16 protein-coding genes are annotated in these 13,464 nt (G+C 60.0%); all 16 read right to left on the bottom strand.

The features are described from left to right. Positions 1–16: 16 nt before the first annotated feature. The 16 genes from WA922_RS04440 to WA922_RS04365 all read right to left on the bottom strand — a co-directional run bounded on the left by WA922_RS04440 (position 17) and on the right by WA922_RS04365 (position 13,283). The gene (locus WA922_RS04440) at positions 17–2,203 is read right to left on the bottom strand and encodes a phage tail baseplate protein (protein WP_424770470.1); all 2,187 of its coding nucleotides are present in this window, start codon (positions 2,201–2,203) and stop codon (positions 17–19) included. Positions 2,204–2,207: 4 nt separating this feature from the next. After that, positions 2,208–2,621 (bottom strand): NlpC/P60 family protein, encoded by a 414-nt coding sequence (locus WA922_RS04435; RefSeq protein WP_424770469.1) that lies wholly within the window; start codon positions 2,619–2,621, stop codon positions 2,208–2,210. Then, positions 2,618–3,433 (bottom strand): DUF2163 domain-containing protein, encoded by an 816-nt coding sequence (locus tag WA922_RS04430; protein WP_424770468.1) that lies wholly within the window; start codon positions 3,431–3,433, stop codon positions 2,618–2,620. The genes WA922_RS04435 and WA922_RS04430 overlap by 4 nt, the downstream gene beginning before the upstream one ends. Further along, positions 3,430–5,763 (bottom strand): DUF2460 domain-containing protein, encoded by a 2,334-nt coding sequence (locus WA922_RS04425; protein ID WP_424770467.1) that lies wholly within the window; start codon positions 5,761–5,763, stop codon positions 3,430–3,432. The genes WA922_RS04430 and WA922_RS04425 overlap by 4 nt, the downstream gene beginning before the upstream one ends. A 44-nt stretch (positions 5,764–5,807) precedes the next feature. Continuing rightward, entirely contained in the window at positions 5,808–6,386 is a 579-nt protein-coding gene (locus WA922_RS04420) for a tail tape measure protein (protein WP_424770466.1), read from the bottom strand. Continuing rightward, positions 6,376–6,573 carry a phage tail assembly chaperone gene (locus WA922_RS04415; protein ID WP_424770465.1) on the bottom strand — a complete coding sequence of 66 codons (198 nt, stop codon included), beginning with the start codon at positions 6,571–6,573 and terminating at the stop codon, positions 6,376–6,378. The genes WA922_RS04420 and WA922_RS04415 overlap by 11 nt, the downstream gene beginning before the upstream one ends. Next, the gene (locus tag WA922_RS04410) at positions 6,570–6,953 is read right to left on the bottom strand and encodes a gene transfer agent family protein (protein WP_424770464.1); all 384 of its coding nucleotides are present in this window, start codon (positions 6,951–6,953) and stop codon (positions 6,570–6,572) included. The genes WA922_RS04415 and WA922_RS04410 overlap by 4 nt, the downstream gene beginning before the upstream one ends. Continuing rightward, complete coding sequence (locus tag WA922_RS04405) at positions 6,950–7,357, bottom strand: phage major tail protein, TP901-1 family (protein ID WP_424770463.1); 408 nt, start codon at positions 7,355–7,357, stop codon at positions 6,950–6,952. The genes WA922_RS04410 and WA922_RS04405 overlap by 4 nt, the downstream gene beginning before the upstream one ends. Before the next feature lie 6 nt (positions 7,358–7,363). Further along, positions 7,364–7,762 (bottom strand): tail completion protein gp17, encoded by a 399-nt coding sequence (gp17, locus tag WA922_RS04400; RefSeq protein ID WP_424770462.1) that lies wholly within the window; start codon positions 7,760–7,762, stop codon positions 7,364–7,366. A 6-nt stretch (positions 7,763–7,768) separates the two neighbouring features. Then, positions 7,769–7,939, bottom strand: a complete 171-nt coding sequence (locus WA922_RS04395) for a hypothetical protein (protein ID WP_424770461.1) — start codon at positions 7,937–7,939, stop codon at positions 7,769–7,771. Next, complete coding sequence (locus WA922_RS04390; protein WP_424770460.1) at positions 7,936–8,481, bottom strand: head-tail connector protein; 546 nt, start codon at positions 8,479–8,481, stop codon at positions 7,936–7,938. Before WA922_RS04390 ends, WA922_RS04395 begins: the two co-directional genes overlap by 4 nt. A gap of 126 nt (positions 8,482–8,607) precedes the next feature. Beyond that, entirely contained in the window at positions 8,608–9,774 is a 1,167-nt protein-coding gene (locus WA922_RS04385; RefSeq protein WP_424770459.1) for a phage major capsid protein, read from the bottom strand. Between the two features lie 62 nt (positions 9,775–9,836). Continuing rightward, positions 9,837–10,226: an HK97 family phage prohead protease gene (locus WA922_RS04380; protein WP_424770458.1), complete on the bottom strand. Its 390-nt coding sequence runs from the start codon at positions 10,224–10,226 to the stop codon at positions 9,837–9,839. Continuing rightward, on the bottom strand, positions 10,223–11,419 hold the full coding sequence (locus tag WA922_RS04375; RefSeq protein WP_424770457.1) for a phage portal protein: 1,197 nt from the start codon (positions 11,417–11,419) through the stop codon (positions 10,223–10,225). The genes WA922_RS04380 and WA922_RS04375 overlap by 4 nt, the downstream gene beginning before the upstream one ends. Before the next feature lie 44 nt (positions 11,420–11,463). Continuing rightward, positions 11,464–12,780: a DNA-packaging protein gene (locus tag WA922_RS04370; protein WP_424770712.1), complete on the bottom strand. Its 1,317-nt coding sequence runs from the start codon at positions 12,778–12,780 to the stop codon at positions 11,464–11,466. 29 nt (positions 12,781–12,809) lie between these two features. Continuing rightward, positions 12,810–13,283 carry a hypothetical protein gene (locus tag WA922_RS04365; RefSeq protein ID WP_424770456.1) on the bottom strand — a complete coding sequence of 158 codons (474 nt, stop codon included), beginning with the start codon at positions 13,281–13,283 and terminating at the stop codon, positions 12,810–12,812. Positions 13,284–13,464: the final 181 nt, after the last annotated feature.

Below are 13,464 nucleotides of genomic sequence, written 5' to 3'. Positions count from 1 at the left end.
ATCAAGTTGAAACGGATCAAGGAAGTGCACCTAAATATAGCGGCGCGGATTTTGCGTGTGCGCCAACCTGCTGCACCCAGACATTGCGGCCAGAATGGAGCCGAGCCGACTCGTCAGGCAATTCGAGCAGCGGGCGCTCTGTTTCCCAACTGAATGCCGGCGCATCAGGGGAGCCGGCACTGACGCAATATAATTCCCGTTCTTCGTTCAACGGACTATCAACCCCGTCCAGCCATCTCCAGGCCCCTCTCGCCCGGCGGACCCAGCACAAGGACACGCCTCCGCCAGTATGCTGCGTCAGCTGACCATGCACAGGGGCCAGCGGCCTGAGGCCAAGACCGGGATTTTCAATGATGGCGGTAGCAGGTTCAACATCGCCTTTGCCAATTGCGGCGATGCGTTCGGCCATCGCCGGGCTGAAGCCACCGCTACCGATTGCGATCAGATTACGGTCAATTAACGTTATTGGTACGCCGGGCTGATGCGAGGTACGGGCCATCGCTTCGGTGCCGCCGCGTCCTCTCAGCAATCCTCGTAAAATCCAGTCGCGCGTACCGATTTGCTCTGCTGTTGCGAACTGGAGCAGCTCCGGTCCCACCAACACAGTGTTATTTCCCGCAGACAAGCCGTCCAGTCTGTCGGAAACAAAAGTCATCTCTGCGCTGTGGACCGTAACTGCGAGCGCCGCATCCGGTTCGAACAGAAGGCATGGAGACGGCGGGAGTTCAGCCGACAGCGTTCCGCCGATGGCTTGCGCTGGGCCCGCACTGCCGACCGGATCAAGTCTGCCGCCGGTTTCGGAAAACAATGCCGCTCCGCTCCACGCAGCAGGGGGTCCATTATCGAGGGCAGAGCCCGCGACAAATACTGTGCGCTGAGAGGGTGAGCCATTGCCGTCCCACGGCAATTCAAACGCGCGAAGCGCAGTTCGCGGCGTGACGGCAATTTGCCGCCGCATGATTGCGCCGCCGTCACCAGCTGCGGACCCCGAAGTGCTGGGTAATAGGCTGATAAGTTCCAGTTCTATGCCATTTTCGCGCCATTCGGACGATTGGATAAACCACTTTCCTGCCCGTCCGGGCACCGTTACCACGCAGCCGGGTTGCAATTCAGGATCAAGTTCGACCATTCGCCAGCGGATTGTCGTCTGCCGCCCGATATGGCGCAGCCGCCGCGCCTCGATCAAAGCCCTGGCATTATCCGGCGCGAGAGCCCCCGGGAACTGGACGAATGTGTCGCCCGAATTGATCGCCCGTCCTGCCGTGCGCTGTACGCCCGGCAAGTAATCCCGCTCTGTATCATAATATCGCAGCGCATATGACGATGTCTCAACCGCAGTGTCACGATTTGCGCCAAGGCCGGTGAGGAGGCCAAAATCGCTTTCATCAATCCCGCTGACAGCCTCAGGCAGCGCGCGCGCAACGCTTTCAAATACTGGTGACGCATCGATATTCAAGGCCGAGCGGGCCGCGGTCGCAACCAGCGGAAATAGGGAGTCCACAACCTCAAGCTTCTGCCTAACCGCCCCTCCATTATCTGAAAAGCCTGCCAATTGCGGCAATGTGATCCGGGATGTCGCTTGGGACAAGCGCGATGACACAATATCGCCAATTGCAAATGGAGTATCGTCTGCGATCACTTCAAATGTCAGTGCTGGAATACGGTTGCCAAATTCCGCCAGTTGCAAACTTTCAAAAACAACATAAGCGAGCCCCCTGAACGCGGGAGCAGCAGATCCTTCCTGTGACGCAATCAGCGCATCTGGGGCCTGGTCGCCATAGCCCCGGTAAACCCGCATCATGCCGTCAACGGTCAGCGCGCCATTTGCACCGCGCAGCAGCGTACCATTGGCCCAGATCCGTCCGATGCCAGCGATCGGCCGGCTTGATACCGCCACAGCGAATGATGTTGAATAGCTGTAGGTCGTTGTTTTTGGCTGTCCCTTTCCGCCGCTCGTTTCGCTGCTTTCGGATAACTCGGTTGCCCAGATGATGCTGCCGGCGCTGCGCATGAGACCAAAATGTCGGGGTATCGCGGTGCCATAGCTGGACGTCGAAACGGTCAGTTCATCCAGCCGGGGTCCTTCTCGGCTGCCCGTTCCGAAAATTTCATTATCAAGCGCCCTGCCTGCAAATGCGCCAATAGCTCCGCCAAGCGGTCCGCCCAGCGCCGTTCCGACTGTCGTCAGTAGAAGAGTCGCCACAAGCTTATCCCCTTTCAGTAAATCTAAAATGATGCACAACAGGCCACATTATCGGAGTGGCCGACCAGACGACCTTTCGCTGGCTCGCATCGGCATGGACCAACAGATCGCGGCCAAGAGCAATCACGATATGCATTTGCCCCGCTCCTGGAACGGCGCAGAGACAATCGCCGCGCCGCATATCATCGGTGACAGCTTCAAAACCTGCGGCTTTCGCCAATGATGGGAGATAATCATACCGTGTATTTCTGAGGCCGTATCGCGGGGTGCCAGGCACCGTGCCGCACGATGCGCGCAGGGCGTGAAGAAACAGGCCGACACAGTCGAGGCCAAATGCAGGGTCGCGGCCATATAGCCGGTACTGCACGCCCACGCATTGTTCGGCAGCTATGGCGAATGCCTCTATCCGGCTATTCACCGGCTTTCCGGTACGCGAACCAGCAGATCATTCCCCGGCAGGAACGGCTCTCCCCTAAAATTGACCGAATTGCCAAACCGGGTGTTGCATGTGACGTAGCGGTGATCGCACCCCTCGCGCAGATATATATGCGCGCCGATGATGCGTTCATCCAATGCGGGCGTGTCCAATAGGAAGCCGGTTTCCGAAGCACTGATTATACCGCTGCGCTGGCCCGCCAATGGTCCGTCAATCCAGCGAATAGTGCCGCCGACATGGTCACTTATGGTGGCTGCTTCTATGGTAACGAGGCCGCTGCCTTGATCAAAGCCGGTGATCGAACTTATTTGCGTAAATTGTGCGTCGGATAAATTGCAACCGGGACCGCAAAACTGGGCACGGCACGTGGGACTGGTGCGCGGGACGATGTCTGCCTCAAGTTCGAATTTTGCAGATTGCAATTCTGCGGTAAACTGACCGTCATTGGTCGACATCCGGCCCAGCTGGCCTGCATATAGCAGCATATTGTCCAGGCTTTTCCAATCGGCGACGCCGATTTCAATCCGCGCTTGATCATATCGTCCGCTCAGCAGATCGGTGTCGTTAATTGCATCGTGGGAAAGTGCGCCCGACACTTCGGCACTGTCTCCGGTGAGCTGTACGGTGTGGCGAATTGCACTGGGAACCATTCCGGGAGCGGAGCGGTGCGCTATCCCGTCAAACCACAAATCGCGGTCATGCGCTGTGAAACCAAGCGTCACTCCATCCGTGCGAAAGATGCGCCAATAGGTGGTCACGGTTTCCAGCTCGGACCGAAAGAATACGCGGCTCATACAGCCTCGCGCACTTCTATGAGCGGTACCGAAGCGGCTTCCCCGGCTGCGAAGCTGGCACTGTTTATGTTGAGCCGATCTTCGGCAAATCTGACCGGCACATCAAACAGAAAGCCGGCAGTAATATGCGCGCCTTCCGGCGGCGCTGCGGCAAACGTAATCGTGCCTTTGCCGCTATGCTGCCAGTCCGTAATCCGCTCACCGTTCACGGCGATCAGAATGGTTTCTTCCCGTGGCCGCGTGATACGGCGAATTTGGGGATTTTCTGCGGTGCCGTAAGCTTTAACCAGCGCGAATGCCGCCTGCAAACCATCGCCTGTACCAATATGCTGGTCATCGGGGGCGGGCAGACCCGTCATCTGGTTTGAACTGTAATCAAACGGGTCGCCAATGCGGAATCCGCAGGCCGCACCGCGCCGCGCGCGAAAAAAGGCAATGAGCGTTCCCAGCTCCTGCTCCGAGCGGATTCCGGGACCAACATCGAAATGCAGCCGCGCGTCTGACCACTGCGAATTACGCCGTTCATGGCCCGAGGCGGTGACGGCAATGGTGGTGGCAAATTCCGGGCTGACAGCAGCATCGCTGCCAAACGGCAGAGGGTAGAGTACATCGTCAAAGGCAAGCATGTCAGTGTCCTTGATAGGGGGCAGGCGCGTGTAACCATCGCGAGCGATCTGCGGCTGGGCCCAAACATAGCGAACCGTCACGCCGCGCTCCGCAGCGTCATCCAGGCCGCGATCTATGCGCCGCCAATAGAGGTCTGCATCGGTCTGATTGAGAACAAATCCGGACAGATAATCCTGATGAGCGGCAGGGTAACCCAACCTTTGGTCAAACGCCGCATAGGCAGTTTTGCGCAACCCATCCGCGCCGTCTGTCAGCCAATCATAATCTTCGAGCTGCAGCCGGTCGAAAGCTGGCCAGGCCCACCCGATCGGTACATTGGCGCGCACCAGTTCAGGGGTTTTGGGGTCCAATATTGTCGGCGTGAAAACAAGCAGCGATATCTCGGCTGAAGCAGGTGCCGCATCGCGCACCGCCTGCGCCAGATCGAGCGTCGACTGTGCCAGGACGGCGCCAGCCCAGTCGAGGAAAGCCGTTTGCGCCAGATTCAGGTCGCTTTGTAACGTTTCGATGACGGGTGGTTCGGTACCAAATTCCGCCGTGAAGGCCGCTGTTGATGCGGCATCATACAGGCATGGTTTGGATCCATCGGAAATCCACCACCACGGCTCCCCGATCTGGAATCGGACCGGCAATCCCGCGGCGCTTTGGAGCCCGATAAAATTACCCGCCACAGAGCGAAGCCATGCCATCGCACTGTCATTGGCGGGCGACAATAGTGCCGATGGCGGCTCCCATCCGGTTCGGCCAGCTTCACCATCGAAGGCCACTTGTTGCCATGCTTCGGGGCAATGTTCTGCAAACAGCTCGTAAGACAGCGATATCACCACGTCATATCCGGCGGCTTTTGCCTCGGACAGGAACGAGTGATGCCATCGCAGGGCGGATGCGCAGATCTGGCCGTCTGCGGTTGCTATCAGCCGGCTTCCGCTCTGCTCCAGCTGGAAGAAATGGCTCATGCCGACATAATGGAGCAAAGTGTCACGGTATCCCAGCGCAAGTGCTTCGCGAACCAGCCGCGCCGGCGTTTGGTTATAAGCATCGTCATAGGCCGTGGCGATCCGTTCACCATGCGGCGGCACCATGACATCACCGATGCCCAATAGCGGCTTGTCCCCGTCGCACGAAATTGCGCTGATCATGGCCCTGCCTCGCCGTCTGGCCGGCAATAGCTGGTCACTTCCTGCGCGGTAATTTGGCGGAACCAGAGAAATGAACATCCGGTCGATATCCGCCATAGGCACCGGCTCTCCCGGCAGAGAATAGCCGCTTTCAAGATCGGAAAAAGGCAATGTGATCTGTGCGTTGGTTGGCGACCCTTGGGCATAATTCCACAGCCGGACATACCAGACGCGCTCTGCACCCGTATCATCGCGGCCTTCAATGGTCAGCGTGGGGCCGTTGGGCTGGTCAAGGGGAATTAATCCCGCAGACTGCCAGTGAAAGCGCAGCGTTGTTCTGGTATAGTCGCGCGAGGTTTCGTAACGCAGCAATGGGTGGCTAAGCGTATCTTCGCTGGTCCAGATCAGTCCAGCCAGATCGTTTTCTGAGTAGAAATCGCAATCAATCCGTAGCGAATCAGCAGATATGGTCGTGACCGATCCCATCATCGGGCGCGGAAAGTTCATTGTCCAAAACCGCGGGTCGAAGCGTTGGATGTAGTCGCTATCCTGCCCGTTTCTGCCTCGGGCGAGCCAAAAAGCCATAAGGCGTTCCTTCTGTGTGGGGCTGTGTGGGGTAACTGAGCGGTTCAGAAATTCAGGCTGCGGCGAATGGCGCTGGCGATCTGCCGTGATGACCGCTGCATCGCTGATGGTGCGGATGTCCCGCGCGGGGCTGCGATCTGGATGGCCACTTTCACATCGCGCGCGGCGCCGGATGGCGGCATGCTCGCCGCGACCCGGCCCGAACTGGTCGGCACAAACAGTTCCGGCCCGCGCTCGCCAACCAGATACCCCCGTCCGGGCGAAACCGGCCCGCCCGTGGCGCGCCCCGGCAGACCGAATAATGCTCCGACAGAGCCAATCAGTCCGCCCAGACCGGCATTGCCTTGGCCAGTGCCGCGACCAAATATCTGATCCAGGCCGATCTGAAGTGCCTGCGAGGCAATCTGGTCGAGCACCTGCGTTGCGGTACGTTTCAGATCATCAAACCCCAGACTGCCTTTCTGCAATGCCGATAGCAGTCCTTTTTCAAGGCTCATCCCGGCTTTGGCAAACCCATCGACCAGCTGCGTATCCACGCTGCTTCGCATGGCTGCGATATCGGCTTCAAAACCGCTGGTGCTGGCCCGTACATCGATCAGTAATTCATCAATTTCAGCGTCCATTGCCATCTTGCTCCAGTAAAATATTCAGATCATGACGCGTGAGTGTATCGGCAGAGCGGAGCGGCGTGCCGAGTGCCGCAGCGAGTTCAACCGGAGTGGCACTCCAGAATTCCTGCGGCCGCCAACCGAGCGCACGTGCAGACAGGCTGGCGAGTTGCAATGCGGCTTCGCCAAAGGTGCCCGTCACCCTGCGCCTCTGAGGATTTGGCCCAGAATTATTCGCAGCGGCGCCGCGCAACCGCTTAACCCCAGAGTGACAATGGCTTGCTCGACATCGGCACGGGCAAGCGGACCCGGGTCAGACAGACAATGCCAGAACAGACCGGCCAGGTCAGCGAGCGCGAGCTGACCGCCGCCCGCCCGTTCAACCAGGGCAAATAGCGGGCCGAGCTCCTCCTCGGCCGCGACGAGCGCACCAAAGCTGGGGCGCAGGACGTAATCCTGGCCAGCGATGCGCAGGAATGCCTCTCCGCGATGCGGATTGGCCCTGCCTGTGTTTGCGCCCGAAACTGTGCCAGTATCTGGGCCTGTCTCGGTGCCCGGGGCAGCAGCGGCGGGGCCGGTCATGCCGGTACGATCGCGCCGGAGCTTTCCAGCTGCATCGTGTAATTACGCTCGCCATTGAAATCACCCGAATAATCAAGCCGCTGGACCAGGAACCGCCCGCGCAATTTTTCGCCATCTTCGAATGATAGTTCATAGTCATCAAGGGTTCCGGCCAAGGCGTGGCTGCGGATGAGTGCCTCAGCGGTGCTACCCAGAAAAATTCCGCTCGCGCTGACCGAGACGGAGCGCGTTCCCGCGCCCGACAACAAGTCGCGCCAGCCGCCCGATTCCTTGTGCGTTACAACAACTGTGTCGCCATTTACCGACATTTGCGTGGTGCGCAGCCCGGCAACGGTTTCATAGCCAGGCGGCTGTGCGCCATCACTGATTTTAAGAAGGAAGGCAGAGCCTTTTTGTGCAGTCATAACGGTTCACTCCGATGGGGTTTGGAACAGGCGGAAGCTATATTCGAGCAAGACCGCGCGTTGATTGCGTGGCAGCCGCTCGGTCCGGGCGCGCAGAAAACGGGTATTGATGATGTCAAAACCGTTTTGGACGCGGGGCAGATCGCTGATGCGTTTTTCGATTCGACGCACCAGCTCGCCATCAGCCGCCGCATCATCACCGCGGGTCGACAATTGCACCGCGATGCGAATTTCGCGGCCGCAGCGGTCTTTCGTACTCCAGTCGGCCGCCGCGCTGGCGGCGATGGTCAGAAACGGCGCGCTCGTGCTGGCAACATTGTCCTCGCTGATACTGTTGAGCTGGCGCGAGAGATCAGGAGAGGCATTCAGCCATGTGAGCAAAGCCGCCCGTAATGCATGGTCCATAGGTACTTACCCCTTGCCCAATAGAGGCCACAGCAAGCCGGGCTTGTGCCAATGCGCGGTGCCCGCAGAGGCGCGAAGCCCGCGCCGCTGGGTTGCAGCGGTCGCAATCCGTGCCGACTTGGCCGTCAGGCTGTCTGCAAACGCGCTTAACGGGCCTGCTACACGCGCACGGATCATGTCAGGCGCGTCCGGCGCCAGGGTCGCCACAGCGCGGATACGGCAGCGGGCGGAGAGACGGCATCGCCGCCGTCTCGCTGACGGTAACACTGCGCCGCCATGCGGATTATGCCGCGGCGAATGCCGTCCGGCAGCGATCCCCAGCCAGGCGCCAATCCGGCCACCAACCGCACAGCGACCGCGGCGTCAGTGCTCGGAGCGAGAACCCGGACCAGGCCGGTACCATCAGCGGCAAGATCAATCTCATAAGCAGTGACGGCCAAGGCGTAGCGCGGGCGCCCTGCAGGAATGGCCTCCACTCCGGTAATGGCGTGAACCGGGCGGGTGCTCAGCGGGTGCCAGCTGCGCGTGGCGGGTATGATTTCCTCGCACGTCGCCGATAAAGGCATGGTGCCGGTGAAGGCTTCGCATAAATCCGCAGCTGAACGCAGCAGACCGATCAGCATGGCGTCCTCTTGCGAGGTCTGGATCGCAAGCCATTGTTTGAGCTCGCTCAAGGCGGCCCCGCCCAATTCGGCCGGAGCCAGGATCACCCGTCTCATGGGCAGTCTCCCGATTGTAAAGATGAATGCGCCCGCGCGGCCAGCACCGGGAAGGGATGCGGCTGCGCGGGCGCGGGGTCCGGCGGTGAGAAGGGGGCTCATGCCCGCCGGGAACTGGTCTGGTAATTACAGCTCGATCTTGAGCAGTTTGATCGCTGCGCTATCGAGCACTTGCCCGCCAACACGCTTGGTTGCGTAGAAATGTACAAACGGCTTGTTGGTGAACGGATCACGCAAAATCTGCGTCGCGCTCCGCTCGGCAATCAGATAGCCGCTGCGAAAATTACCAAAGGCGATCGGATAGGCACCGGTGCTGATATCGGGCATATCCTCTGCCTCAACCACCGGATAGCCGAGCAGACGATCGGGCTGCCCATCGACCATGCCCGGCTGCCACAAAAACGCGCCATCATCTGTTTTCAGCTTGCGGACTTCGGCAAGGGTGGCGGAGTTCATGACGAAGCTCGCCCCCTGCCGATGGCCGGCTTTCAGCGTATGCACCAGATCGATCAGGCGGCTTTCAGGCGCGCTGCCAAATCCGGTATCATCGCCCGAACCGATATATTGCAGCGATCCAAACGGCCGGACTGAATCCTCCGCAGTGGAAGTCGCCGCAGACAGGAAGCCTTCGGGCTGGTCGCTGCCGGTGCCGGTGATGAAGGCCGCCCCTTCCGCGCGGGCAAATTCCATCGCAATCTCGCTCGCAAGCCAGCTTTCCAGATCGAAGCCGGCATCATCCAGCATGGCCTGGCTGGCCGCAGGGTTGGCGTAAAGTTCGCCCGTGGGTGGGGCGATTTCGGCAAATTGCGGCGTGTCCGTTTCGGGACGGGCTGCGGTCTCGCTGACCCAGCCGCTGGCGGTGCCGCCGGTTGAAACGAGCTTGCGATAGCCTGCCGTGCCGGTTTGCACGACTTGGGCAATGGCGCGCATCGGGCTGATTTCGGTCAATTCGCGGGCGATCACCGCATCAATTTCACGCGGCACGGCATAGCTGCCATCCGATGGGCTGTTGCCGGAGAGTGACTTGATTTCCGTCTCGCGCCCCCGGCGCAGATATCCATCGACAAAGCCTTTTACTTCGGCAGTGCTGGATGAGGTGCCGAGGGCAGGGCGGGTGGCAGCCTTGGCGACTTTGTCGAGCCGGGCCTTCACATCGTCGACATCGGATCGCAGTGCGGCGACATCGGCTTCGGTTTGGTCCTGCCGCGCGACAATGTCGAAGCTGGCTTCGAGCTGGTCTGGAGTGGATGCGACCGGGGTGGGTGTGGTTGTGGTAGGCGCAGGTGTATTCATCAGGAAGATACCTTTCAGTGGGCAGGTTGGGGGTTGGAAATTTTGACAAACTGGTCCGGCGTTCAGCACACCATATGCACCCGCGCACCATGCTGGAGCGGGTGCATGACGAGGCTGATTTCAAACAGGTCGATATCGAGCAGCACTCTGCCTTGCGGGCGCCGGGTAAATTGCCGCGCGCGGTAACCGAAGGACAGGCCGCACAATGTGCGCTGTGACAGCAAAGCGGCTGGGCGCCCGTGCGGATTGTCGATCTGGCCGATAACGCGCAAACCGCGCGCATCCTCGGCAATGGAAGTAATCAGCCCAAGCGGCTGGTCGGGCTTGTGCTGCCAGAACAGGGGCACTGCGCCGCGCCGACTGGCCAAACTGTGCACAAATGCACCGGGCACGATAATGTCCTGCGCTGCATCGGGAACACCGAACAGAGCGGCATATCCGGCGAAATTCACCGCGATGCTTCCGGGGCCGGCGCTTCGGGCATGGTGGGCGTCGGCATCCCCAATGCCGGTAGCCCCAACAGCGTGCGTTTTTCGGTATCCGACAGGAAATCTGCGCCCGACACTTGCGACCACAGCCGTTCGCGGTCTTCGGACAGCGCCGGTATCTGGTCGAGATCCACGGTCAGTTTGCCATCCGCAAACCAGGCGTTCAGCCCCTGCTCCAGCCCGCTCAGGATTTTGCGCGACAATGGCAGCAATGTCAGCCTCCACAAGGCGCGGTTCGCCTCGCGGTAATTGGCGTATGTGTTGTCGCCCGGCAGGCCGAGTAGCATCGGCGGAACACCCAATGCGAGCGCGATATCGCGCGCCGCCGCTGCTTTCAGAGTGGCAAAATCCATATCGGCAGGGCTCATCGACATGGCTTTCCAATCCAGGCCGCCTTCCAGCAGCAGCGGCCGCCCGGCGTTTGATCCGCCCGAATATGCATGCGCAAGTTCCGATTTCAGCCGGTCAAACTGGTCGCTGGTCAACGCGCTGCCTTCGCCTGCGTCAAACACCAGCGCGCCCGATGGCCGTGCCGCATTTTCGAGCAAAGCCCGATTCCATTCGCTCGCCGCATTGTGGATCGCCACGGCCTGTTCCGCGCAGGCCAGACTGCCCGCGCCGTAATGGTCGTCACCGGGATGCAGCCCTTTGATATGGATGATATTGGGCCAGCCATTTTCATCCTCCAGCGGGATGGTGCAGCTGCGGTCTGACAGGCGGTAGGTGTAAGCGGCGGGCCAGCCATCTTCACCCGCCACCACGGCAACCCGCTCTGGCCGCAAAGCGAACAATTCCACCGGCTGGCCCGCTGCGTCCTTGATAATCTGGACGAAACCATTGCCGTGCAGCAACACGTGCAAAGCCAGCGTTTCGATCAGGCTTTGCCCGGCACTCGATGCGCTGACCAGGGACAGCAGATGTGGGTTGCCCGACGTTACCGGCGCGTTGCCGACCCCCTCGGCGACGATACGCGCGGCCCGCTGCGCCACGGGATTTTCCACAAAGCTGCGCCGGACAGCATTTCCGTAATCAAATGGCGCACGCGCGCTGCCGCCATCAAATGCGGTCGCCCAGGGCGAGATAAACCCGCGCGCAAGCGGCACACGGGCAGCGCCCCCGCCTTTGAAGGCAGAGGCGATATTGGACAGGAAGGACATAGGATTTCCCCAATGAAATGAGCGTGTAGTAAGACGGCGTATTTCTAAATCTGGGCGATGCGCGGCTGCGCTGTCCTGCCCAGCATCAATTCACTTAAAGCCCAGACCAGCGCATCGGCGCGGTCGGGGCTGCGGCCGGGGCCTTCATAGGTGCCGCCGGCCATCAATCCGCACAGCTGATCCTCCAGTTCGGCGAACATCCCGGCATGTTTGACACGGCCTGCCTCGTAAAGCGCGGCAACCGGTTCTGCCCGCGCGACCTTGCCCCGGCTGGCGTGAACCAGCTTGACCGGCAGGTTGATATTGGCCGCGCGCAAGACGCTGGCGACCATCGCGCCGCCTTGATTGGCCTCTGCCACCACGCGGTCAGCAGACCAGGCTTCTGACGTGTCAGCGACGGCGCGCGCCCAGCGTTCGGGGCTGGCTTTGCTGACCGAGCTATCGGCCAGCACGATACCGCTGCCGCCTTCATCCAGTGCGGCAACCACAATTCCGCACTCATCACCATGCGCGCAAGCGGGTGGATCAACCGCCACAACCACCCTTACGGGCGGCAGATCAGGGCCGGAGATACGGCATTTTTCTAGCAGCGATCTGGTCCACAAAGCGCCTTCGATATCCATCAGCATTTCACCGCCGAGTTCCTGCCGGGCCAGTATTGATCCGCCAAATTCACGGTCCATTGCGCCAAGGAAAGCAGGCGGCAAATTGGCGGCGTTCTCCTTCGTTGCACCGCCGCTGACGACAGTGTCTTCGCTATCCAGCAACCGTTTCACTAACGCGGTACTGCGCGGCGTGGTGGTGGCGGTGATGCGCTGGTCTTGGCCCAGCCGCATTCCCAGCATCAGATTATCCCAGCACCGCGTCGCGCGCTGATGCGACTGTGACCATTTGCCGATCTCGTCACACCAGGCGTGGCTGTGCTGCGGCCCGCGCAGGCTTTCTGGTTCGCTGGCCGAATAGAGAAACGCCTGCGCGCCATTGGGCCAGCGCAGCCGGTGAAGCGACGGTTCAAATCGCGGCGTGCTGTCAGGCGGAGAACATGCAATCACGCCGCTCTCCCCTTCCACCATAACGCTGCGCGCTTCGCCCAGCGTCGTCGCCACAAGTGCTATACGCGCATAGGCATTGCCTTCAGCAATCGAGCAGACCCACTCTGCCCCGGCGCGTGTCTTGCCAAATCCGCGCCCGCCCATAACCAGCCATATGCGCCAGTCACCTTTGGGAGCCACTTGTCCGGGGTGGGCGAAATTTACGAAATGACCATCCCAATTTTTGAGTAACCGGTTGGCGTCTTCTTCATCCAGCGAATTGAGCGCAGTTTCAATGTCTTCACGCTTTGCGCTGACAATGAACTCCATCGGATCATAGGGTGCGTCGGTGGTTCCGCTCACTGAATAGTCTCTCCATTCGCGTCTCGCCGGGCCAAGACACGTTGGCGCAATTCATCGAGCTTTTGATCAATGAGCGCACGGGCAGAAATCACGTCCAGATTGCGTCGTTGTGCGTGCTCCAACGCCATTGTATCGCGGTGCAGGGCGAGCAAACGTAGCGCCGCGCCATTATCGAATTTTGGGCCTTCTTTCGCTTCACCGGAACGAAGCCTAGCTAGCAAATCGAGCTCGAGGTGCTCATATCCTTCTACCAATGCGGTGTGCCATTGGCGGGCAAAGGCCTGTTCTTCGCGCCGGACTTTGTAGGCGCGACTCGGATTAACTCCGGCAGCCTTGGCCGCTTCGCTGACATTCGATGTTTCGGCCAGCTTATCAAGAAACAGGCCGCGCCAGTGGCGGTTTAGCTTATCCTTCTCACCAGTCTTTAGCGCGCGCTTGATTTTGGTCCGGGACCCGCGGGGCTTGGTCATAATTGTACCTTATTCAATTGTGGGTCAGCACATTGACGCAGCAACGCAAAACGGGCGAACCCAATTAAGGGCCGCCCGTTTCGAATCGGTCTGTTGCGATGTTCCGTACCTCTAACCAAAGAGCGTCACGATGTCAATAAGAAAGTACCATATAGGTTATTATTATTCGATTGCACGCGGT

The organism is Pontixanthobacter sp., assembly GCF_049682855.1.
GTDB lineage: Bacteria > Pseudomonadota > Alphaproteobacteria > Sphingomonadales > Sphingomonadaceae > Pontixanthobacter.
Note: the sequence above shows the minus strand (reverse complement) of the source record. Positions and strands in the feature narration are given on the sequence as shown.

Excerpts from the sequence above, each read along its gene's own strand:
- WA922_RS04425 (WP_424770467.1), bottom strand. The coding sequence starts at position 5,763 with ATGGCTTTTTGGCTCGCCCGAGGCAGAAACGGGCAGGATAGCGACTAC.
- WA922_RS04395 (WP_424770461.1), bottom strand. The coding sequence starts at position 7,939 with ATGATCCGTGCGCGTGTAGCAGGCCCGTTAAGCGCGTTTGCAGACAGC.
- WA922_RS04365 (WP_424770456.1), bottom strand. The coding sequence starts at position 13,283 with ATGACCAAGCCCCGCGGGTCCCGGACCAAAATCAAGCGCGCGCTAAAG.
- WA922_RS04370 (WP_424770712.1), bottom strand. The coding sequence starts at position 12,780 with ATGGAGTTCATTGTCAGCGCAAAGCGTGAAGACATTGAAACTGCGCTC.
- WA922_RS04410 (WP_424770464.1), bottom strand. The coding sequence starts at position 6,953 with ATGACCGGCCCCGCCGCTGCTGCCCCGGGCACCGAGACAGGCCCAGAT.
- WA922_RS04375 (WP_424770457.1), bottom strand. The coding sequence starts at position 11,419 with ATGTCCTTCCTGTCCAATATCGCCTCTGCCTTCAAAGGCGGGGGCGCT.
- WA922_RS04405 (WP_424770463.1), bottom strand. The coding sequence starts at position 7,357 with ATGACTGCACAAAAAGGCTCTGCCTTCCTTCTTAAAATCAGTGATGGC.
- WA922_RS04385 (WP_424770459.1), bottom strand. The coding sequence starts at position 9,774 with ATGAATACACCTGCGCCTACCACAACCACACCCACCCCGGTCGCATCC.
- WA922_RS04430 (WP_424770468.1), bottom strand. The coding sequence starts at position 3,433 with ATGAGCCGCGTATTCTTTCGGTCCGAGCTGGAAACCGTGACCACCTAT.
- gp17 (WP_424770462.1), bottom strand. The coding sequence starts at position 7,762 with ATGGACCATGCATTACGGGCGGCTTTGCTCACATGGCTGAATGCCTCT.
- WA922_RS04390 (WP_424770460.1), bottom strand. The coding sequence starts at position 8,481 with ATGAGACGGGTGATCCTGGCTCCGGCCGAATTGGGCGGGGCCGCCTTG.
- WA922_RS04420 (WP_424770466.1), bottom strand. The coding sequence starts at position 6,386 with ATGGACGCTGAAATTGATGAATTACTGATCGATGTACGGGCCAGCACC.